At 63.9% G+C, this 18,834-nt stretch carries 17 protein-coding genes and 1 pseudogene; 8 read left to right on the plus strand and 10 right to left on the minus strand.

Annotated features, from left to right (window positions below):
- Positions 1-15: 15 nt before the first annotated feature.
- The gene (locus EN808_RS16600; RefSeq protein WP_135916399.1) at positions 16-1,686 is read left to right on the plus strand and encodes a serine hydrolase domain-containing protein; all 1,671 of its coding nucleotides are present in this window, start codon (positions 16-18) and stop codon (positions 1,684-1,686) included.
- Positions 1,687-1,791: 105 nt separating this feature from the next.
- A complete protein-coding gene (locus tag EN808_RS16605) occupies positions 1,792-2,589 on the plus strand; it encodes a M55 family metallopeptidase (RefSeq protein ID WP_135916400.1) in 798 nt (265 codons plus the stop codon).
- A 113-nt stretch (positions 2,590-2,702) separates the two neighbouring features.
- On the opposite strand, the gene EN808_RS16610 is transcribed toward EN808_RS16605, so the two are convergent.
- Positions 2,703-3,962 carry an amino acid deaminase gene (locus tag EN808_RS16610; RefSeq protein ID WP_135916401.1) on the minus strand — a complete coding sequence of 420 codons (1,260 nt, stop codon included), beginning with the start codon at positions 3,960-3,962 and terminating at the stop codon, positions 2,703-2,705.
- Positions 3,963-4,114: 152 nt separating this feature from the next.
- Here EN808_RS16610 and EN808_RS16615 point away from each other — a divergent pair, with 152 nt between their 5' ends.
- Positions 4,115-5,584: a M81 family metallopeptidase gene (locus EN808_RS16615; protein ID WP_135916402.1), complete on the plus strand. Its 1,470-nt coding sequence runs from the start codon at positions 4,115-4,117 to the stop codon at positions 5,582-5,584.
- 123 nt (positions 5,585-5,707) lie between these two features.
- Here EN808_RS16615 and EN808_RS16620 read toward each other — a convergent pair whose 3' ends face one another.
- From EN808_RS16620 to EN808_RS16645, 7 genes and pseudogenes are all read right to left on the minus strand, one after another.
- Positions 5,708-6,718, minus strand: coding sequence for an ABC transporter ATP-binding protein (locus EN808_RS16620; protein WP_135916403.1), 1,011 nt, complete (start codon positions 6,716-6,718; stop codon positions 5,708-5,710).
- Positions 6,715-7,710, minus strand: coding sequence for an ABC transporter ATP-binding protein (locus EN808_RS16625; protein ID WP_127870140.1), 996 nt, complete (start codon positions 7,708-7,710; stop codon positions 6,715-6,717). Before EN808_RS16625 ends, EN808_RS16620 begins: the two co-directional genes overlap by 4 nt.
- Complete coding sequence (gene ddpC / locus EN808_RS16630) at positions 7,707-8,591, minus strand: D,D-dipeptide ABC transporter permease (RefSeq protein WP_127277259.1); 885 nt, start codon at positions 8,589-8,591, stop codon at positions 7,707-7,709. The genes EN808_RS16625 and ddpC overlap by 4 nt, the downstream gene beginning before the upstream one ends.
- Complete coding sequence (locus EN808_RS16635; protein WP_127277257.1) at positions 8,591-9,607, minus strand: ABC transporter permease; 1,017 nt, start codon at positions 9,605-9,607, stop codon at positions 8,591-8,593. The genes ddpC and EN808_RS16635 overlap by 1 nt, the downstream gene beginning before the upstream one ends.
- 17 nt (positions 9,608-9,624) lie before the next feature.
- Entirely contained in the window at positions 9,625-10,383 is a 759-nt protein-coding gene (locus EN808_RS37625) for an ABC transporter substrate-binding protein (RefSeq protein ID WP_281041785.1), read from the minus strand.
- A 40-nt stretch (positions 10,384-10,423) separates the two neighbouring features.
- Positions 10,424-11,254, minus strand: a pseudogene (locus tag EN808_RS37630) (ABC transporter substrate-binding protein); the annotation flags it as partial.
- 46 nt (positions 11,255-11,300) lie between these two features.
- Positions 11,301-11,969 carry an XRE family transcriptional regulator gene (locus EN808_RS16645; RefSeq protein WP_135882454.1) on the minus strand — a complete coding sequence of 223 codons (669 nt, stop codon included), beginning with the start codon at positions 11,967-11,969 and terminating at the stop codon, positions 11,301-11,303.
- A 145-nt stretch (positions 11,970-12,114) separates the two neighbouring features.
- Between EN808_RS16645 and EN808_RS16650 the strand changes: the two genes are divergently transcribed.
- The 3 genes from EN808_RS16650 (at position 12,115) to EN808_RS16660 (ending at position 15,299) form a co-directional block, all read left to right on the plus strand.
- Complete coding sequence (locus EN808_RS16650) at positions 12,115-13,251, plus strand: FAD-binding oxidoreductase (RefSeq protein ID WP_135916404.1); 1,137 nt, start codon at positions 12,115-12,117, stop codon at positions 13,249-13,251.
- A 171-nt stretch (positions 13,252-13,422) separates the two neighbouring features.
- Positions 13,423-14,919, plus strand: a complete 1,497-nt coding sequence (locus EN808_RS16655) for an aldehyde dehydrogenase family protein (protein WP_135916405.1) — start codon at positions 13,423-13,425, stop codon at positions 14,917-14,919.
- Between the two features lie 101 nt (positions 14,920-15,020).
- Positions 15,021-15,299 (plus strand): hypothetical protein, encoded by a 279-nt coding sequence (locus EN808_RS16660; protein WP_127277247.1) that lies wholly within the window; start codon positions 15,021-15,023, stop codon positions 15,297-15,299.
- 12 nt (positions 15,300-15,311) lie between these two features.
- Here the strand turns inward: EN808_RS16660 and EN808_RS16665 are convergent, their stop codons facing one another.
- The gene (locus tag EN808_RS16665; protein ID WP_127277245.1) at positions 15,312-15,812 is read right to left on the minus strand and encodes a peptide deformylase; all 501 of its coding nucleotides are present in this window, start codon (positions 15,810-15,812) and stop codon (positions 15,312-15,314) included.
- A 78-nt stretch (positions 15,813-15,890) separates the two neighbouring features.
- Entirely contained in the window at positions 15,891-16,973 is a 1,083-nt protein-coding gene (locus EN808_RS16670) for a CaiB/BaiF CoA-transferase family protein (RefSeq protein ID WP_135916406.1), read from the minus strand.
- 129 nt (positions 16,974-17,102) lie between these two features.
- Between EN808_RS16670 and EN808_RS16675 the strand changes: the two genes are divergently transcribed.
- On the plus strand, positions 17,103-18,125 hold the full coding sequence (locus EN808_RS16675; protein WP_135867338.1) for an LLM class flavin-dependent oxidoreductase: 1,023 nt from the start codon (positions 17,103-17,105) through the stop codon (positions 18,123-18,125).
- Positions 18,126-18,179: 54 nt separating this feature from the next.
- On the plus strand, positions 18,180-18,827 hold the full coding sequence (locus EN808_RS16680) for a ThuA domain-containing protein (protein ID WP_135916407.1): 648 nt from the start codon (positions 18,180-18,182) through the stop codon (positions 18,825-18,827).
- Positions 18,828-18,834 lie beyond the last annotated feature (7 nt).

Below are 18,834 nucleotides of genomic sequence, written 5' to 3' on the forward strand. Positions count from 1 at the left end.
TCAGGGAGTATCCTCGTGTCTTCGCTTTCCCCCCACGCCATCGAGCTTCTTGAACACCTTATCCGCCACGAGGTGGAGGACAAGGCGATCCCGTCGATCTCCTATGCCCTGATCGACCGGGACGGCCTCATGGCGCACGGCCACATACAGCGGCACGATCGCCATTTCGACATGAAGGACGACACCTGTTTCCGCATCGGCTCGATCACAAAGACCTTCACGTCGGTTGCCATCATGCAACTCGTGGAGAAGGGGCTGGTCGACCTTGATGTCGATGTCTCGGAGTATCTGCCCGGTTTTCACCCGGTCAATCCGTTCGCCGGGCGTGAAAGCGGACCTCACGGCTCGCAGATCAGCCTGGCCAAGCTCATGAGCCACACCGCCGGGATCGTGCGCGAACCCAAGAGCGGACACTATCTGGATTCACACAAGCCGCCGCTGGCCGACACCGTCGCCGAGCTTGCCACATCCACGCTGAAGCAGGATCCCAGCGCCGGCATCATGCATTATTCCAATGCCGGCATCGCCGTGGTCGGCATGGTGATCGAGCGGGTGACGCGTAAGAGCTACGCCGACTACATCACCGAGAACATTCTGATGCCGCTGGGCATGAACGACACGTCGTCAGGCATGGCCCCCGGCATCCGCGAAAGGCTGGCGCCGGCCGACATGTGGACGTTGGACGGGGATAGCCCCGCGCCGGTGTTCAACCTGGGCGGATCGCCCGCCGGCAACATATTCTCCACCACTTCCGATATGGCCAACTATACGCGGTGCCTGCTGCGGGGCGGCTTCGCGCCCAACGGGGATTCCATCGTCAGCCCCGCATCGCTGCGCAAGATGTGGACCCCGATCGGCAAGCGCCCCGAAGGCCACAACAAGGACCTCAACGGGTATGGGCTGTGCTTCGGCGTCGGCGACATGGATGGGTGGACCTCCGTCGGCCATGGCGGCGCGGTTTATGGCTATGCGTCGCAGATGATGCTCCTGCCGAGGGCCGGCTTCGGCGTCCTGATCTTCGCCACGCTTGATTTCGCCAATCAGATAGCCTCCCGGCTGGCGGGCGACGGCTTGCGCATCGCCCTCGCAGATTGCGGCATGGGACGCATGCCGCTTCGCGGCCAGGCCCCGCCGCCCATCACCGAAGACCAGTTCGCAAGCCTGCCCGGCCTCTATCGTCACGAGGCGGGCGGCGAGGTCGTCGAGGTGAAGAACAAGGACGGCAAGCTCTATCTGATGGGGGAGGGCGTGCCGCTGCAGATCCGCCCGGTCTCGGGCAATGACTTCGTCATCGACGGACGCATCTACGGTCGCGGCGCCGACTACGCGCATATGAATCTGTCCTTCTCGAAGGCCAACCAGCTAGACTGGAAAGGGGCGACCTGGTCGCGTGTCGATAGTCTGCCGGTCGAGAAGGTGCCGCCTGAGATCGCGCCGCATCTGGGCGAATACGGGCCGGACTTCAACATCACCTATCTGACATACAGCCATGGCCAGCTGAAATGCCTGATCGAGTATTTCTGCACCCATAGCTGCGAGCCGGTGGATGCCGGCCGGTTCCGCATGCACGGGCTGCTCTACGAGGAGGAGATTCTCGAGCTGGGCGCCGTCGACGACAACGGACGCCGCGGCATTCGCGTCGGGCCCATGTTTCTGGAGCGCCGGCAGGCTGAAATGGCGGCCTGAGCGGCCCAGGCAGCCACCGCCGCGCGGGCCGCGTCAACCGCACGGGCCCGGACGCCATTGAAGCCGCGTGCGCGGCGACTTTCTCTGAAATCGAAAGGCAAGCACATGAAAGTCTTTATCAGCGCCGACATCGAAGGCACGGCCGGCATCACCAATTGGGACGAGGCGCGCAAGGGCAATCCCGACTATGCCGAGTTCCGGGAATACATGACCGACGAACTGGTCGCGGCCTGCGAAGGCGCCAAGGCGGCGGGCGCGACCGAAATCGTCGTCAAGGATGCCCATTCGACGGCGCGCAACCTGATCCTTTCCAAGCTTCCGGCCTATGTCCGCATCGTGCGCGGCTGGAGCGGCCATCCGGATGCGATGATGTTCGGCATCGATGACACCTTCGATGCCGCTCTCTATACCGGCTACCACAACAAGGCCGGCACCGACACGAATCCGCTGGCACACACGCTGACCGGCACCGTGTCCAGGATGCTGATCAACGGGGAGGTGGCATCCGAATATACGCTGAACGCGCACTGCGCTGCCCGTTACGGCGTGCCATCGGTCTTTCTGTCTGGCGATGCCGGCATGTGCGGCGAGGCGAAGGCACTGGTGCCCGAAATCGCAACGGTTGCAACCAGCGAGGGGTTCGGGCCGGCCACGTCTTCGCTCTCGCCGCAAGGCTCGGTCAAGGCCATACGCGAGACCGTGGAGGCCTCGCTTTCGCGCGATCTGTCGAAATGCCTGCCGAAGCTGGCCGACAGGTTCGAACTCATCGTGGAATATACCACCCCGATCGAAGCCTATAGGGGAAGCTGGTATCCGGGCATGGAGCATCCCGCCCCGCGCACGCTTCGTTTCGAGGCGGACAATTTCTTCGACATTCAGCGCGCGATACGGTTTGTCGTCTGACCATTGAGCGGAACAGGCGCGGCCCGTCCGATCCGTGCGGGCCGCCCCGGCAAATACTTGCCCCGATAGAGCCGTCGCAACCGCGCTGCGACCGTTCTGCGTCGGTGGGTTAGTCAGAAATAGGTCTTCAGCGCGCCGACGATGTCATAATCGTCGTTGACCAGAAACAGAATCTGCCATTTGTCGAAGGTTGTGCAGGGATGCGATACGCCGAGCCCGATACGATCCCCGACCTTGACCGAAACCGTCTCCGGGACGCGCATGTAGGCGTGCTGGTCGTTGCTGGCGAAAATCGCACAGCCCGTCAGCGTTTCGGGCAAACCGTCGTCGCGCGAGACAAGCAGCGGTACCGGCAGTCCGGAGTCGGTTCCAAAGTCTCGCTTGCCGGCGGTCAGGATCGCCAGCCCGGGTTCCGGGCAGGATTGCACATGGGTCCAGACCTCCAGCGCGTTGATCAGCCCTTCGTTCTCGCCCGTCGCGGCAAGGATGCGCTTCTGCTCTGCCTGATAGACACCGCTGTCATGGCTGACATAGCAGCCGCTGCGCGTCATCACCTGCGCGCCGCTGCCGGAGAGGCGATCGAGCACGATGTCGTAGAACGACGAACCGCCGGCCGTCACGATCGGTGGCGCGCGCTCGAACAGGTTCTCGCCGGCGCATGCTTCGTAGAGCGCGCCGATCTCGTCGACGAAATCCGCGACCGCCTTTGCCGGGCCACCGTCCTTCGGCTTGATCAATCCCTCGAAAGCCTCGACGCCGCAGAGCCGCAGTTGCGGCGCCGCATGCGCGGCACGCGCGACCTCAAGCGCCGCGTCGTTGTCGCGGCAACCGGTCCGGCCGCCCGGATAGCCGCGCTCGACCAGCACCTGGATCGGCCGCGACTCCGGTCCGGAGCGGCCGACCGCCTCGCTCGCCAGGCGCACGGCGTCGAGGCTATCGATCAGCATGTAGAAGTCGAGGCCGGGCGAAGCGCTCAGCTCGGCGACCAGGGCGTCCAGTTCCAGCCGTCCGACAAGCTGGTTGGCGAGCACGATGCGATCGATGCCGAACCGACGGCAAACCTTCATCTGGTGCAGCGTGGCGACGGTCACGCCCCAGGCGCCGTCGCGCAATTGCCTCTGCATGATCTGAGGGCACATCGTCGTCTTGACATGCGGCGCGATGACCGCGTTGCGCTTGGCGAGGAAACGCTGCATCCATCGCGAATTGTGGTCGAGCGCGGACTCCCTGATGACCGCTGCTGGCAGCGGCACATCTCCGCGCAGGACGTTCCAGCCCAGCGAACCGACATCATGAAGACGGACCGCAACGCCTGGCGGAATGGCCTTGGTGGTTTCGTCCAGCACCAGATCGTCGAGCGGGTGAAGATGCATGTGAATTTCCGATTCTGTGCCACCCGCCGGATGCCGCGTGAACGCGGTCTGGCGCAGCTCTTTACATGGTCCAGGTGCTTGCGGAAATCATATAATAGTTTGATGATGAGAAAAGATTTTTCTTAAACGAAAATTGGGTTGAGGACGAAAGAATGCGCATTTTCATAGCGGGCATGGACACGGAGACCAACACGTTCGCGCCCATCCCGACCGGCTACCACAGTTTCGAGGAAATGGGCATTGCGCGGGGCGACGCCACCTCGAAGGCATTGAACGAGCCGTCCTGCCAGCTGTTCGTGTGGCGTCAGCGCGGTGAAGCCGACGGGCACGAGATCGTGGAAAGCCTGTGCGTCTGCGCCGAGCCCGGAGGCATAACCATCCGCAATGTCTACGAGCAGTTCCGCGACGAGATCCTCGACGAGCTCAAGGCCGCCATGCCGGTCGACTGCGTGCTTCTGGCGCTGCATGGCGCTTTCGTCGCGGAAGGCTATGACGATACCGAGGGTGATCTTCTCGCGCATGTCAGGGCTGTCGTCGGCCCCGACATCCCGGTCGGGGCAGAGCTCGATCTGCACTGCCACACAACCCAGAAGATGGTCGACAACGCCACCGCCATCGTCGCTTACAAGGAATATCCGCACACCGACATCATGGACCGTGCCGGCGAGCTCTACCGCATTGTCGTCGACGCGGTGGAGGGCAAGGTCAGGCCGGTGATGGCGCTTTACGACTGCCGCATGATCAGCACCTTCCGCGTGCAGGAGCAGCCGATGCGCGGCTTCGTTGATGGCATGATCGCCGCCGAGGCCGAACCTGGCATACTATCAGTCTCGCTCGGACATGGTTTTCCGCATGGCGACGTCGAGGATGTCGGAGCCCGCATGCTGGTCGTCACCAACGATGACAAGTCGCTTGCCGAGCGCACAGCCGAAAGGTTCGGCAAGCAGCTTTTCGCATTGCGCAACAACCTGATCCCGAAATTCCTCGGCATCGACGAGGCGCTCGATATCGCGCTCGCCGAGCCGCAAGGGCCGATCGTCATCGCGGATGTTTCGGACAATGCCGGCGGCGGCGCGCCGGGGGACTCCACCTACATCCTGCGCCGGCTGATAGAGCGCGGCATCGGGAACGTGGCCAGCGCCATGTACTGGGACCCGATCGCCTATCGCTTCTGCGTCGAGGCCGGGGTCGGCGGTACCATAAACCTGCGGGTCGGCGGCAAGTGTGGTGTGTTCTCGGGCATGCCTGTCGATCTGCGCGTTACGGTAAAAGGCCTCGGTCGCGAGCTGACGCAGCTGTTCGGCACCATGCCATGGCCGCTCGGGGATGCGGCATGGGTTACCACCGACGGCGGCATCGACCTGATCATCAACACGGTACGCACGCAGGTCTTCCATCCCGACTGCATGACCGCGCTCGGTCTCAATCCAAGCGAGCGGCGCATCGTCATCGTCAAATCCAATTACCATTTCCAGGCTGGTTTCGCACCGATCGCCAAGCGCATCCTGTTCTGCGCCCCGCCCGGTGCGACCCAGCCCAACTTCGCCGCGATCCCCTACACAAAGCTCAAGACGCCCTATTGGCCGAAAGTGGAAGATCCATTCGCGGCCGACGCGGCTTAGAGCGGTTCAGCGTTTGAAAGAATCGCCCGACCCGCTCTAGCTTCTTGTTTTTACGCAATTCCCAAGGGGAAGCGCTACGCGCTTCTCCCGGGAAAACCGCTACGCACTTTTCCTGGAATTGCTCTAAGCAATCGCATCATTCGGGGAGGAAAATACCGGTCGCGGCGCCGTGCGCGGCACCGCCGTATCGGTTGCGCGCGTGACCAGATGACAGCGGACTGTTCGCAACCCGTCGGCGGGTGCCAAAACCTGCGGCAGTTCGCAGCCGGTCGTCGCGGAAGGGCAGCGCTCGCGGAAGAAGCAGCCGGTCGGCAGTGTTCGGTTGCTCGGCAATTCGCCGGCGCGCGGTGCGATCGAGGCCAGCGGACGGTCGAAACTCGGAACGGCATCGAGGAGCGTCTTGGTATAGGGATGCCTGGGAGCGTCAAGCACGTCGAGCGTCGGGCCTTCCTCGACGATCTGGCCCAGATACATGACGGCGACACGATCGGCCACGTGGCGCACCAGCGACACGTCATGCGAGATAAGCACATAGGATAGCTTGCGCTCCCCCTGCAGCGACAGCAGCAGATTGACGATCTGCGCCTGTACCGACACGTCCAACGCCGAGGTCGGCTCATCGAGGACCAGCAGCGCCGGTTCAACGGCGAGTGCCCTGGCAATCGCGATGCGCTGGCGCTGGCCGCCCGAGAACTCGTGCGGATAGCGATCGACGTGTTCCGGCCGCAAGCCGACCGAGACGGCCAGTTCGGTTGCGCGCCCGATCAGTTGTTTGCGGGTATAGCCGCCGCGAATGTGCAGAGGTTCGGTGATCAGGCGCCAGACCGGAAGACGCGGATCGAGCGACGATTGGGGATCCTGGAAGATGATCTGCAATTGGGTGCGCCGTGCGCGGTCCCGTTCGGTTCCCCTGAGTTTGATGGGACCGGCGGAAATGTCGGTCAGGCCGAGGATCGCCTGCCCAAGCGTGGTTTTTCCGCAGCCGGATTCCCCGACAATGCCGACCGTCTCGCCTTCGGCCACGCTGAACGACACGCCGTTGACGGCATGGACGTCGGCGCCTCCGAACCAGCCCGAGGTGACACGGTAGCGGACTTCCAGGTCTTCGACGGAGAGGAGCGGAGGCTTGGTCACGCGGCTTGCGTCTCCTCGATACGGCGCCAGCAGGCGGCGCGGCGGGCCGGCTCCATGGCAGCCAGCGGTGGCACCGACACGCAACGATCATTCGCCTCGCGGCAGCGCGCTCGAAAGAGGCAGCCGGCAGGCGGGTCAAGCAGGTCGGGCAAGGTACCGGGGATCTGCTCCAGCGGCTGCTTGGGTGGTGCCAGCCCCGGCAGACAGCGTATCAAGGCGCGCGTGTAGGGATGGGCTGGCGCTGCCAGCACCGACGCGGTCGTTCCGGCTTCCGCGACCCGTCCCGCGTAGAGCACGTAGAGCCGGTCGCAAAGCTGCGACACCACGGCCATGTCATGCGATATGAAAACAACGGCCGTTCCCGTGCTCATCGCCTTGTGTTTGATGAGGCCGAGAATCAGCGCCTGCACCGTCACGTCGAGTGCCGTCGTCGGCTCGTCGGCGATAATGAGCTTGGGTTCGCAGGAGAAGGCCATGGCGATCAGCACGCGCTGTCGCATGCCTCCGGAAAGCTCGAACGGATAGGCCTGCATGATCCGCTCCGGCTCGCTGATCAGCATGTCGCGCAGCAGCCCTGAGGCTTTGCTCGTCGCGGCCGCGTTGTCGAGACGCTGGTGACGGCGGATGACTTCGACGATCTGCTCGCCGATCCGTCGGGTCGGGTTGAGGGCGTTCATCGGTTCCTGGAAGATGGTCGACACCAGCCGCCCGCGCACATGCTGGAGTTCACGCTCGCTGAGCGTCATCGGATCGTTGCCGAACAGACGGATGCCGCCGCCGGTAATGTGCGCGCTGCCCTTGGGCAAAAGCCGCGTCGCCGCCATCATGGTCACCGATTTGCCGCAGCCGGATTCTCCCACGATGCCGACGATCTCGCCGGCACGGACATTGAGGCTGACCCCGTTCAGCGCCTTGATCGGCCCGCGATAGGTGCGGAACTCGAGCGAAAGGTCGGAGATTTCGAGCAGGACATCGCCGGACGGTTCGGTCATCGGCCACCCAGCCTGGGATCGAGCATGTCGCGCAATCCGTCGCCCAGCAGGTTGAAACCCATGGCGCTGATCAGAATGGCCAGGCCGGGAAAGGTGACATACCACCACTGGTCGAGGAAATAGTTGCGCCCGCTCGACACCATGGAGCCCCATTCAGACGTCGGCGGCTGGGCGCCGAGGCCGATGAAGCTCAAAGCCGCCGCCGTCAGGATGGTGCCACCAAGATCCAGGGTCGCCTGAACGATGATGGGCGACAGGGCGTTAGGCAGTATGTGCCAGCGCAGCATATAGGCGGGCGAAGCCCCGAAGCTGCGCGATGCCTTCACATAGGTGCGGTTGCGCAGCGACAGCGTCTGCCCACGCGCCAGCCGCACATAGGCGGGCACCCGCACCACGGCGACGGCCAGCATGGCGTTGAACAGGCTCGGTCCCAACGCCGCGGCCAGCGCCATGGCGAGGATGAGTGCCGGCAGCGCCAGAAAGACATCCATCAGCCGCATGATCGCGGTGTCGACGATGCCGCCGACAACGCCGGACAGGCAGCCGATGATCGAGCCGATAAAGGTCGAGATGATGACGATGGCAAAGGCGATGCCGCAGGACGCGCGCGCGCCGAACAGCACCCGCGAAAACAGGTCGCGCCCGACCTCATCGGTGCCGAAGAGGTGCTGCGGGCTGGGCGCGGCAAGCCGTGCTGCAAGTGAGATCTTGTCGGGCGGGTAGGGCGCCAGCAGGGGCGCGGCCATGATCACAAACAGCACCGCCAGCGCGATCGCGGCGCCGACCAGAGTGAGAGGACTTTCCTTCACGCGATACCACAACCGTCCCGCGCGAAGCCGCGCAGCCGGCCGGGGCGATGTGACGATGCCATCCGCCGCCATCAGCCGAGTTCCCTGATCTGTGGGTCGAGCACCATATAGGTCAGATCGACCGCGAGATTGATCAGCACGTACCCCAGCGAGGCGACGATGGTGAAGCCCATGATCGCGGGAAAATCCAGCGTCTGGATCGATGACACCACATAACTCCCCATGCCTGGCCAGGCGAAGATCGTTTCGGTCAGCACCGCGCCGTAGAGCAGATCACCGAAGGCGAGGCCAAGCAGCGTCACCGACGGGATCAGGGCATTGGGCAAGGCGTGCCGCAGGATGACCGCCGATCGCGACAAACCATTCGCACGCGCGGTGCGCACATAATCCTCCTGCAGGACATCCAGCATCGAGGCCCGAATCTGGCGCGTGATGATGCCGAGATTGGCGAAGGCGAGGACAAAGGCCGGCAGGATGAGGTGATAGAGCGACGACCAGAAGGCTTTCAGGTCGCCGGCGACCAGCGAGTCGACCAGGAAGAAGCCGGTGATGCGCGGCGGCGCGGCGATGCCAAGCGTGATGCGGCCGCTGCCCGGCAGGATCGGTATCTTGACGTAGAACAGGAGGATGAGCGCCAGCCCGAACCAGAATACCGGCATTGAAATGCCGGCAACCGACACGACACGCGCCGCCTGGTCGACCGGTCCGTCCTTGTAGATCGCCGAAAGCACACCGAGCGGCACGCCAATCATGATCGCCGTCACCAGCGCGGCGATGCCGAGCTCGAGCGTGGCGGGCAGGAAAAGGGCAATATCGCCGGCCACCGGGCGCCGTGTCCGCAAGGACTGGCCGAGATCGCCCGACAGGAGTTGCTTGACGTATATGACGAACTGCTGGGTGACGGGCTTGTCCAGACCAAGCTCCTGGCGCACATGCGCCAACGTCTCGGCTGAAGCCTTGTCACCGGCGATCAGCTGCGCCGGATCGCCGGGGATCAAATGCGAAATCGTGAAGGTGATGACCGCGACGCCAGCCACCACGAAGACCAGCAAGACGAGGCGCCGAAGGATTGTTGAAATAAGCGACATGCCTTCGGCGCCGATTTCTATTCGGACTTAGACATATCGGCGATGTTGTAGACCTGGATCAGCATCGGATTGTAGACGTACCCCTTCACCGAGGATCGCATGGCGAAGATGTCGTTCTTCTGGAACAGAAGGACGTATGGTGCATCCTCGTTGGTGATCTTCTGCGCGTCGATATAGAGCTGCTCACGCTTCTTCTGGTCGACGGTCGCGAGCGCCTGGGTGATCAAATCGGTCACTTTCGGGTTTTCATAGAAGGCCCGGTTACCGGGGGCTCCCATCTTGGTCGGGTCGAACCAGATGTTCATGAACATGAACGGATCGGCGAAATCGGGCGTCCACGCGCCCGTCGCGATGTCGTAGTCGCCCTTGGCGACCAGCTCGCGCTTGGTCGTGTCGGCGACATTCTTCATATCCATCGTGACGCCGATTTCGGCGAGCGAGGCCTGCAGCGCAAGACCCACCGGCTCCCAGGCGGAGTCGGCCTGCGAATAGGTGAAGCTGATGTGCAGATTGGAAACACCGGCGTCGGCAAGCAGTTGCTTGGCCTTCTCCAGATCGTAGCTGTACTGCATGCCCTGCGGGTCATGGCCCCACATGCCGTCCGGGACAGCCCCGCGCATCTGTTCGGCCTGGCCCTGCATCACGCCATCGACCAGCCCCTTGTAGTCGGTCGCATAGGATATGGCCTGACGGACCTTCGGATTGTCGAAGGGCGCTTTCTTGTTGTTCAAATAGAGATAGACGACATAGAGGCTGGGATTGCTCTCGATGACCACCCCCCGCGCTTGATTTCATGGCCTCGGCCTGGTCGACCGGAACCTGGTCGATCAGGTCGGCGTCCCCGTTCTCCAGCTGCAGGCGACGCGATGACATCTCGCGCACGATCTTGAAGATGACCTGCTTGAAAGCCGGCGCCTTGCCCGCATAGTGGGGATTGGGATCGAGCGTGATCTGCTGGTTGCGCTCCCAGCCCGAGATTTTGAAAGCGCCGCTGCCGGCGCTGTGCTCGGCGAGCCAGGCCTTCGCGTCGTCGCCGTTGACCGCGTGCTCTTGCGCCTTGGGATTGACGATCGATCCGGCCGAAGTGGCGAGCGCCGACAGGAACGGCGCAAACGGCGCCGACAATTCGAACTTCACGGTCTGCGGGTCGACAATGACGACATCCTTGATGGTCGGGAACATGTCGCCCGGTCCAGCCGCCAGCTTCTTTACGCGGTCGAATGAATATTTGACCGCGGCGGCATCGACCGGCGAACCATCGTCGAACATGTGCCCCGACGCCAGCTTGAAGGTCCAGCTGAGGTTGTCGGGCGCCGTGGTCCAGCTCTCGGCAAGCTCCGGAATCACCTCGGTCTTGGCGCCGTCATATTTCACCAGACGCTCGTAGGCCGGAAAGATCAGCGTATAGCCGTTGTTGCTGACCTCGACGCCGGGGTCGGTCGTGGGCGGATCCTCGGCCTTGGCGATGACCAGGACATCCTTGTCGGTGGCCCAGCTCGGCGCCGCAAAGGTCAAGGCTGTCAAAGCGGCAAATGCCGCAAAAGTCGGCAGGCGACGTAACAACATGATGCGCTCCCCTCGAGCTTGTGTTTTGCATCTCTCACGGGATGACCGAGGGATGCCTTTCGCCCACGCTAACACCCGCATTTCGGATGGCAAGCCGATTTTTCTGATAGGAAAGATATTTTTCTAATTAGCCAAGTGTCATTTCCGTGTCGGCAGTCTCGCGCTCGTCATGAGGACGCACGCTTTTGGCGCCGTTGATGATGGTCTGCTCCGACTGGCCGGATGCCGACGTGCACACGCACAGGATCCGGGCCGGCGTGTCGCCGACGCTGACATAGGCGTGTCCCATCGTGCTTTCGAAGTAGACCGACTCTCCTGTTTTCAGCCTCAGCGTCTCGTAGACGTCGGTGTGCAGCTCGACTTCGCCTTCGAGAACATAAGTGAATTCCTGGCCGGGATGACGGATGAGCTCGCCGAACGTTTCGATGCTTTGCTGGGTGATTGACCCCAGCATGGGGATCATTTCCTTGCGCGACAGTTCCGTGCATAGAAAGCGGTAGACATAGTTGGGGGTCTCGACGATCCGCCCGTCCTCAAGCCGGCTGACGGCACGCGCGCCGTGCGCGATGGGGGAGGCGCTGGCCTTTCTCACGCCGAAGAGCTCGGTTATGTCGACCTTGAGCCCTTGGGCAAGCTGCAGCAGCTTGTCATAGGTCAGCGACATCTGGTTGTTCTCGACCTTCGACAGGGTGGAGATGGCGAGCCCCGACATCTGGGCGACCTGCGTCAGCGTCCAGCCCCGCTCCCGGCGCAGCAGTTTGAGGCATTCTCCCAGGCTTGGCTTCGAATCGCTCATGGCGGACCCTTTTCGACATTGGCGGCAGTCTAGGGTTGAGACCTCACAAAGTCGACTCGCAAGCGGCGCCGCCTTTATCATAGGAAAGAGGTTTGACCGATCGGAAATATTCTGCTTGGTTGCCGGCGCTTGCAAGAGGGAGGCCATGCAGGACGTTCTTATCATCGGCGGCGGCATGGCTGGCGCCTCGGCGGCTTTCTTTCTTGCGGCTGGTCGACAGGTGACCGTGCTTGAAGCCGAAGCCCATTGCGGCATGCACACAACGGGACGGTCCGCCGCTCTCTTCATCGAGGGTTACGGCAACGTCGCCATCCGCGCCTTTACGCGCGCCAGTCGGCAGTTCTTCCTCGAGCCGCCGTCCGGCTTCTGCGACGTACCCTTGCTGACACCTCGTGGCACAATGTCGATCGGCACGGCCGCGCAGAGGCCCAGGCTGGAGGCGCTGTTTGCCGAGAGGGTCGCGGAATCGGCAACAGCCATCGAATGGCTCGACCCTGACGCTTCCCGATCGGTCATTCCAATCCTGCGACCTGAATACGAGGCGAGCGCGTTTCTGGACCGTTCGGCGATGGACATCGATGTCGACACCCTTCACCAGGGCTTTCTGCGGGGCGCACGCCGCCAGGGCGCGCAGGTCGTCACCAATGCTCGGGTCGAGGCGATCGAGCGGGTTGGTGGCGCATGGACCGTGACGACCACGGCCGGCGTCTTCGAGGCGCCCGTCCTTGTCGACGCGGCGGGTGCATGGGCGGACCAGGTGGCCGCCATGGCAGGAGCCACGCCGCTTGGCCTGGTCCCGAAACGACGGACCGCGATGCTTGTCGAAACACCACCCGGCATCAACGCCAAGGACTGGCCGGGCGTGATCGATGCCGACGAGATGTTCTATTTCAAACCATCCTCGGGAATGCTGTTGCTCTCACCAGCCGACGAGACGCCGAGCGAACCGTGTGATGCACAGCCCGAGGAGATCGATATCGCCATTGCAGTCGATCGCGTTCAACAGGCCGCCGCGCTGCCGGTAACGCATGTGTCGCGCAGTTGGGCGGGGCTGCGGTCGTTCTTTGCGGACAAGACGCCGGCGGTCGGTTGGGACCCCCATGTCGAGGGCTTCTTCTGGCTGGCAGGACAAGGCGGCTACGGCATCCAGACCGGACCCGCGCTCGGTCAACTGACCGCGGCCCTGGTGACCGGAAGCGACCTGCCCAAGCCATTTCTTGGCGAAGGCGCCGATCCCAGCCTGTTGTCGCCGGCCCGCTTTCATGGGCCACGACCGACCTGAATGACTGTTGAGGCGCCCATGTCGCCGGACGTGCGCGTGGCCTCGTCAGGCCCGCCGGGCCCGGGCGATGCGCTGCGTGCTCCCCGGTCGAGGCCACCCTTTCAGCTTTCCTTGCTTGAGGTCGCCCGCACCGGGAGTAATAGTCGCCATGGAATTCGTGAGGAGGACGAGATGACGGTGAATTTCGACCCGAGGGCGAAGGCCGCGACGCTCTACCACGGCGAATTCCGGCCGATGTTCATCGGCGGCCAGTGGGTTGCGGCGCAGTCCGGCGAGGTGATGCGGGCGCTCAACCCGGCGACCGGCGAAGTGCTGGCGACCGTGCCGCGTGGCGGAGCCGTCGATGTCGACGCGGCGGTGGCGGCGGCGCGCACGGCCTTCGAAGGGCCATGGTCGAAATTCTCGCCCTATGAGCGGCAATGCGTGCTGCTCAGGATCGCCGATCTGTTCGAGACGCATTGGGAAGAACTCAGCGTTTCCGACACGCTCGACATGGGACTGCCGATCACGCGCACGCTGGCCAACCGGCGCCGCGTCATCGGCATGCTGCGCTTCTATGCCGGCATGGCGACCGCTCTGCACGGCGAATCCATAGACAATTCCATTCCGGGCGAGATCGTCACCTTCACCCGGCGCGAGCCCGTGGGCGTCGTCGGTGCGATCATCCCCTGGAATGCGCCCACCGCCGCCTCGATCTGGAAGATCGCGCCGGCACTCGCAACGGGCTGCACCATCGTGCTGAAACCCTCGGAGGAGGCATCGCTGACGCCGCTGCTGATCGCGCGGCTGATGCAGGAAGCCGGCGTGCCCGACGGCGTCGTCAACATCGTCACCGGAACCGGCGCCGAAGCGGGCGCGCGGCTTGCCGAGCATCCCGACGTCAACAAGATCGTCTTCACCGGCTCGACGCTCACCGGCCAGGCGATCGCGCGGGCGGGCGTCACCAATCTCAAGCGCGTCTCGCTCGAGCTTGGCGGCAAGTCACCGATCATCGTCTGCCGCGACGCCGATATCGACAAGGCTGTTCCCATCGCGGCCATGGCGGTGTTCGTGCATTCGGGCCAGATCTGCATTGCCGGCTCGCGCCTGTTCGTGGCGCGCGAGATCCATGACGAGTTCGTGCGGCGGCTCGCCGAGTTCGCCGGCAGCCTGCGCGTCGGCCACGGCATCGAGGCGGAAACCGAAATCGGACCGCTGATCAATGCCAGGCAGGCCGGCAAGGTGGAGGGCTACATCAAGGCCGGCAGCGACGAAGGCGCCGAACTGGTCGCCGGCGGCTCGCGGCTGACGGGCGCGCTCTATAATGGCGGCAACTTCATCGCGCCGACCGTCTTCGGCGCGGTGTCGGACACCATGACCATCGCGCGCGAAGAGATCTTCGGGCCGGTCATTTCGGCGATGCCGTTCGACACGCTGGACGAGGCCGTCGCGCGCGCCAATGCGACGCCCTACGGGCTGGCCGCCGGCATCTTCACCAGCCATCTCGGCACCGCGCACAAGCTCGCCCGCCGCATCAAGGCAGGCTCGGTGTGGGTCAACATGTACCATGCCATCGACCCCGCCGTGCCGTTCGGCGGCATGAAGATGTCCGGCTATGGCCGCGAGGGCGGCATCGAGCATCTGCATGAGTATCTGGAGACCAAGTCGGTCTGGATCCAGACCGACTAGCTGTGCTGGTATTCAGGTGCTGGCAAGGCCCGCGTTCAGGAACTTTTCGTCATCTGAGGATTTGGATATAGGATGGACACCGAACAGAAGGGTGTTTTGCGATGACGACCAAACGGCTGGCGATTTGTGTTCTTGCCCTCGCAATGGGCTGCTGCATGTCTTCCACGGCATTCGCCGGGGCCAAGCACCGCCACAATCAACAGGGCGAACAGGAACGCTATGTTCCGGCCGAGGACGATCTCATCGATTTCCTGTTCGGCGGCCCGCGCTATTATGACCAGCAGTTGGTCACGACGGCCGCGGGGGCCTGCTCCTACCAGCGGACAGGGCCGGACGGGTTTGCGATAAACAAGATCAACGATCACCACTGCGGGAAGTAGACGGCCTGGCGCCTACGACGCTCGCATCAACTTGCCGTAGCGCTTGATCAGCCGGTCGCGCTTGAGGCGCGTCAGCCTGTGCGTCCAGAACAGCCCGTCGAGCTGGTCGATCTCATGCTGATGGCAAACCGCCAGCAGACCCTCGGCATCCTCGAACCGCTCATTGCCATCCAGATCCTGATAGCGGACGCGTATGCGGGCGTGCCGCTCGATGTCCTCGGTGACGCCGGGCATGGAAACGCTGCCTTCCTCATGACGGACCATCTCGGTCGAGGCCTGGATAACGGATGGATTTACATAGATTCCCGGCTTTGCCGCGGAAGGAAGCTGGATCACGACCAGGCGTTTCAAGATGCCGACATGCGGGCCGGTAATGCCTATCCCTGGCGCCGCGTGCATGGTGTCGATGAGATCGCCGGCCAAACCGTGCAGGTCGCCGTCGAACAGCTCTACGGGCTCGGCCACGGCACGGAGGAGGGGATTGGGGAATTTTATGATCGACCGAACCGCCATGGACCTCGTCCTATCCGCCAATCATCTTCGTCTGGTGGGGCCGTGCGACCGGCGAATACCGGCATAGCACGGACGCCATCACGGTTCCGCCAGGCCCGCACGGATTTCGGCATCGTGTTCGCCGCGCGCCGGGCATTTGGGCGGCGTCCACCGCGCGCTGGAAAAGCGCGGTGCCGCAACCGCTTGAAGCGCGCCGTCCACCGTCCGCCACGTGCCGCGCGCGGCCATATGCGGATGCAGGGCGGATTCATGCGGGCCAAGCACCGGCCCAACGCAGGCGTCGGACCCTTCGAACAGGCTGATCCATTCGTCACGGGGTTTCGCGGCAAAGATCGCCGCCAGCCGGTCGCCGAGCTCCGGCCAGAGCTCGCGATCGAACTGCCGGGCGAAGTTTGGATCGGCGGCGAGGCCAAGCCTGTCGAGGAAGAGCGCGTAGAATTTCGGCTCGATGCACTGGACACTGATGAAGCTACCCTCCGACGTGCGGTAGACGCGGCACCAATGCGGCCCATCCAGCAGGCTTTGACCGCGCTCCGTTGCGAGCGCGCCGGACTGGCCGAGCGACATCAACAGGTTCATCATATGGGCCGAGCCGTCGACGATCGCGGCGTCGACCACGGTGCCTCTACCTCTGGTGCGCGCGTTGATGATGCCAGCCAGCATGCCGACCACCAGATAGAGCGCGCCGCCGCCTATGTCGCCGACAAGCGTCGGCGGCGCCATGGGCGGCTCGCCGGGCAAGGAGGCGTACCAGAGCGCGCCCGACAGGCCGATATAGTTCATGTCGTGCCCGGCGGTGGCGGCCAGCGGTCCGTCCTGGCCCCAGCCGGTCATGCGGCCGTAGACCAGGCGCGGGTTGACCGTGAGGCAGGCATCCGGGCCGAGCCCAAGACGCTCCATCACGCCGGGCCGGAACCCCTCGATCAGCCCGTCGGCGGTGGCGATGAGGCGCATCAGCACGGCCACGTCCCCGGCGTCCTTGAGGTCGAGCGCGATAGAGCGCTTGCCGCGATCGAGCAGCGAGCGCTCCGGCGCACCCGGCATGGACGCGTGCTTGCGGTGGGCGACGATGACATCGGCGCCGAGATCGGCGAGCAGCATGCCGGCGAAGGGCGCCGGTCCCAGCGCTTCGATCTCGACGATGCGGATTCCCCTGAGCATCCCATCCTCCACAGCGGTCGACCCTTTGGCACCTTGGTTATCGCGAACGTTTGGTATCGAGAGGGCGACGGTGTGTAACCCCGCTCTTTCGCCATTGAAGCATGTGCCGTCGGCATATACTTCAGGGCCATGAAAAAAATCGGTTTCCTGTCATTCGGGCATTGGACGCCCTCGTCGCAATCGCAGGTGCGTTCGGCATCGGACGCGCTGCTGCAATCCATCGATCTCGCCGTCGCCGCCGAGCAGCTTGGCGCGGACGGCGCCTATTTCCGCGTGCATCACTTCGCCCGCCAGCTCGCCTCGCCATTCCCGCTGCTGGCCGCCGTCGGCGCCAAGACCAGCCGTATCGAGATCGGCACGGCGGTGATCGACATGCGCTACGAGAACCCGCTCTACATGGCCGAGGACGCGGGTGCGGCCGACATCATCGCCGGCGGACGTCTGCAGCTCGGCATCAGCCGCGGCTCGCCCGAACAGGTCATCGATGGCTGGCGCTATTTCGGCTACCAGCCGCAGGAAGGCCAGACCGACGCCGACATGGCGCGGCATCACGCCGAGGTCTTCCTCGACACGCTGCGCGGCGAAGGCTTTGGCCAGCCCAATCCACGGCCGATGTTCCCCAACCCGCCCGGCCTGCTCCGGCTCGAGCCGCATTCGGAAGGCCTGCGCGAGCGCATCTGGTGGGGCGCGGCCACCAACGCCACCTCGGAATGGGCGGCCAAGCTCGGCATGAATTTGCAGAGCTCGACGCTGAAATTCGACGAGAGCGGCAAGCCGTTCCATGTCCAGCAGGCCGAGCAGATCCGCGTCTATCGCGAGGCCTGGAAGGCGGCCGGGCACAAGCGTGAGCCGCGCGTCTCGGTCAGCCGCAGCATCTTCGCGCTGGTCGATGATCGCGACCGCGCCTATTTCGGGCGCGGCAATGAGAGCCGCGACCAGATCGGCTTCATCGAGGAAAACACGCGGGCGATCTTCGGCCGCAGCTATGCCGCCGAGCCGGATGTGCTGATCAAGGAGCTGGCGCAGGACGAGGCGATCGCCGAGGCCGACACGCTGCTGCTCACCGTGCCCAACCAGCTCGGCGTTGACTACAACGCCCATGTCCTCGAGGCGATCCTGAAGCACGTCGCGCCTGGACTGGGGTGGCGCTGAGCGCCGCGCCGTGTAACCATCCGCCATGGCGGGCGGTTCACGGAGGTTCACGGTATGGCGAAGAAGGCGTTGATTGCCTGGGGCGGCTGGGAAGGCCACACGCCTGAGCGCAGCGCCAATGTCGTGCGCGACATGCTGGAGCGCAACGGGTTCGCGGTGACGATCGGCCACGGCACGGCGATGTTCGCCGACCCGGACCTTGCCTCGTTCGATCTCATCGTGCCTGTCATCACCATGTCGACGATCGAAAAGGCCGAGCTGAAGAACTTGACGCAGGCCGTTCGCCAAGGGAGTGGGCTCGGCGGCTTCCACGGCACGATGGGCGACAGCTTTCGCAATGAGCCCGACTATCAGTTCATGACCGGCGGCCAGTGGGTCGCGCACCCCGGCGACATCATCGACTATACCGTCGTCATCACCCGGCCGGACGATCCGATCACGAAAGGCGTCAGTGATTTCGCCTATAGGTCGGAGCAATATTACATGCATGTCGACCCGGGAAACGAGGTGCTGGCGACGACCACCTTCACCGACGCGCACTTCCCCGGCATCGACGGTGTCGTCATGCCGGTCGTCTGGAAGCGCCGGTATGGCGCGGGCAAGGTCTTTTACAGTTCCCTCGGCCACATCGCGGATGAGTTCGCGGTGCCGGAAATGGCACTGATGGTGGAGCGCGGCTTGCTGTGGGCCGCGCGGGGGTAGCGGCAAC

This window comes from Mesorhizobium sp. M8A.F.Ca.ET.165.01.1.1 (assembly GCF_004792065.1).
In the GTDB taxonomy this organism is placed as follows: Bacteria; Pseudomonadota; Alphaproteobacteria; order Rhizobiales; family Rhizobiaceae; genus Mesorhizobium.

Excerpts from the sequence above, each read along its gene's own strand:
- EN808_RS16605 (WP_135916400.1), top strand. The coding sequence starts at position 1,792 with ATGAAAGTCTTTATCAGCGCCGACATCGAAGGCACGGCCGGCATCACC.
- EN808_RS16610 (WP_135916401.1), bottom strand. The coding sequence starts at position 3,962 with ATGCATCTTCACCCGCTCGACGATCTGGTGCTGGACGAAACCACCAAG.
- EN808_RS16615 (WP_135916402.1), top strand. The coding sequence starts at position 4,115 with ATGCGCATTTTCATAGCGGGCATGGACACGGAGACCAACACGTTCGCG.
- EN808_RS16625 (WP_127870140.1), bottom strand. The coding sequence starts at position 7,710 with ATGACCGAACCGTCCGGCGATGTCCTGCTCGAAATCTCCGACCTTTCG.
- ddpC (WP_127277259.1), bottom strand. The coding sequence starts at position 8,591 with ATGGCGGCGGATGGCATCGTCACATCGCCCCGGCCGGCTGCGCGGCTT.
- EN808_RS16635 (WP_127277257.1), bottom strand. The coding sequence starts at position 9,607 with ATGTCGCTTATTTCAACAATCCTTCGGCGCCTCGTCTTGCTGGTCTTC.
- EN808_RS16645 (WP_135882454.1), bottom strand. The coding sequence starts at position 11,969 with ATGAGCGATTCGAAGCCAAGCCTGGGAGAATGCCTCAAACTGCTGCGC.
- EN808_RS16650 (WP_135916404.1), top strand. The coding sequence starts at position 12,115 with ATGCAGGACGTTCTTATCATCGGCGGCGGCATGGCTGGCGCCTCGGCG.
- EN808_RS16655 (WP_135916405.1), top strand. The coding sequence starts at position 13,423 with ATGACGGTGAATTTCGACCCGAGGGCGAAGGCCGCGACGCTCTACCAC.
- EN808_RS16660 (WP_127277247.1), top strand. The coding sequence starts at position 15,021 with ATGACGACCAAACGGCTGGCGATTTGTGTTCTTGCCCTCGCAATGGGC.
- EN808_RS16665 (WP_127277245.1), bottom strand. The coding sequence starts at position 15,812 with ATGGCGGTTCGGTCGATCATAAAATTCCCCAATCCCCTCCTCCGTGCC.
- EN808_RS16670 (WP_135916406.1), bottom strand. The coding sequence starts at position 16,973 with ATGCTCAGGGGAATCCGCATCGTCGAGATCGAAGCGCTGGGACCGGCG.
- EN808_RS16675 (WP_135867338.1), top strand. The coding sequence starts at position 17,103 with ATGAAAAAAATCGGTTTCCTGTCATTCGGGCATTGGACGCCCTCGTCG.
- EN808_RS16680 (WP_135916407.1), top strand. The coding sequence starts at position 18,180 with ATGGCGAAGAAGGCGTTGATTGCCTGGGGCGGCTGGGAAGGCCACACG.